Source organism: Mycoplasmopsis opalescens ATCC 27921, from assembly GCF_000712185.1.
In the GTDB taxonomy this organism is placed as follows: domain Bacteria; phylum Bacillota_I; class Bacilli_A; order Mycoplasmatales; family Metamycoplasmataceae; genus Mycoplasmopsis; species Mycoplasmopsis opalescens.
In genome coordinates this window covers 1-1,716 of record NZ_JOOB01000002.1, presented here as the reverse complement: position 1 = coordinate 1,716, position 1,716 = coordinate 1, and the positions used below count along the sequence as shown (strand labels likewise).

Annotated in this window: 1 protein-coding gene; it reads left to right on the top strand. The window is 32.4% G+C overall.

Translation table 4 applies throughout. The features are described 5' to 3' along the window. Positions 1-185: 185 nt before the first annotated feature. Positions 186-1,553 carry a phosphopyruvate hydratase gene (eno, locus tag T385_RS0100035; RefSeq protein WP_029905365.1) on the top strand — a complete coding sequence of 456 codons (1,368 nt, stop codon included), beginning with the start codon at positions 186-188 and terminating at the stop codon, positions 1,551-1,553. Positions 1,554-1,716: the final 163 nt, after the last annotated feature.

The following is a 1,716-nucleotide window of genomic DNA, read 5'->3' as shown; positions in this document are numbered from 1 at the left end:
ATCGTTTTTTGTTGCATATCTCTGATTTTCCATACCAAAATTGTATTCCTTAGTTGAATTCTAACTAAGAGGTTCATTTTGTTTGGTATTTGAAATTTTTTAAAAAGTCCTAATATCTTCCTACATAAAAAAGAATAAATTAATATATAATGTTTATATTAAAAATATAACTACAAGGAGAAAAAATGCCATATATTAATGAAATTATTGGCCGTGAAATTTTGGATTCACGTGGTAATCCTACAATCCAAGTTGAAGTATTTACAGAAGGCGGTGCTCGGGGAATTGCAAATGTTCCTTCAGGCGCAAGTACTGGTTCAAAAGAAGCTCTTGAATTAAGAGACAAAGGAACTAAATATGAAAATGATTGATACGGCGGAAAAGGTGTTCATACAGCTGTTGATAATGTAAATAAAATAATTGCACCAAAACTACATGGCTACAGCGTTTTTAATCAAAGGGAAATTGATCAATTAATGATCGATTTAGATGGCACGCCAACAAAATCAAAATTAGGTGCTAATGCTATTTTAGGTGTTTCATTAGCTGTTGCTAGCGCAGCTGCAAACTTATTACAAATCCCACTTTACCGTTACTTAGGCGGAGTTAATGCTTCTAGATTGCCTCTACCTATGCTTAATGTTTTAAATGGAGGTGCTCACGCTTCAAATACAGTTGACTTCCAAGAATTTATGATTATGCCAGTTGGAGCTAAAACATTCCGTGAATCTCTAATGATGGCCAATAAAGTATTCCATAATTTAGCAAAACTTCTTAAAAATGATGGACATGGAACTCAAGTAGGGGATGAAGGCGGATTTGCACCTAACTTAAAGAGTCATGAAGAAGCTTTAGATTATTTAGTTAAAGCGATTTCAGCAGCAGGATATACTCCAGCACGTGAAGGAGAGGGCGCAATCGCTATTGCACTAGATGCAGCAAGTAGTGAATTCTATAACGAAGAAACAAAAACCTATACATTTAAAAAACTTAAAGAAGCTATTAGTTCTAAAAAAGCCGGTTTTGAATCATTAACAAATGTGAAATTAGAATTTACCAGTGATGAATTAATTGAATACTACGGTCAATTGATAGCTAAATATCCTATTATTTCTATTGAAGATGGTTTAGCCGAAAATGACTGAGATGGATTTACTAAAATGACTGAAAAATACAGTAATTTAGTTCAAATCGTTGGTGACGACTTAACCGTTACAAACCCTTGCTTATTAGAAAAAGCAATCGAACTTAAAGCCATGAACTCAATTTTAATTAAACTAAATCAAATTGGAACACTAACTGAAACATTAGATACAATTCAAAAAGCTCAAAAAGCAAATATGACCGCAGTTGTTTCACACCGTTCAGGAGAAACTGAAGATACTACAATTGCTGATGTTGCTGTAGCTTTAAATACATGCCAAATCAAAACGGGTTCAATGTCTAGAAGCGATAGAATTGCTAAATACAACCGTTTACTAGCTATTGAAGAAGAACTAGGATCATCGAGTGTATTTGAAGGCAAAAACAGCTTTTACAACCTTAAAAAATAATATAAAAAAATCACTTTAGTCGCAGACAAGTGATTTTTTTATATTATTGTGGAAAACTAATAAAAATGATTATTTTTACTCCTGAGTTTCGGAGTTAAAACTAAAAAAAGCGAAATTTGCGCTATTTTATACGCAAAAATCGCTTTTTTTAATTTATTACATA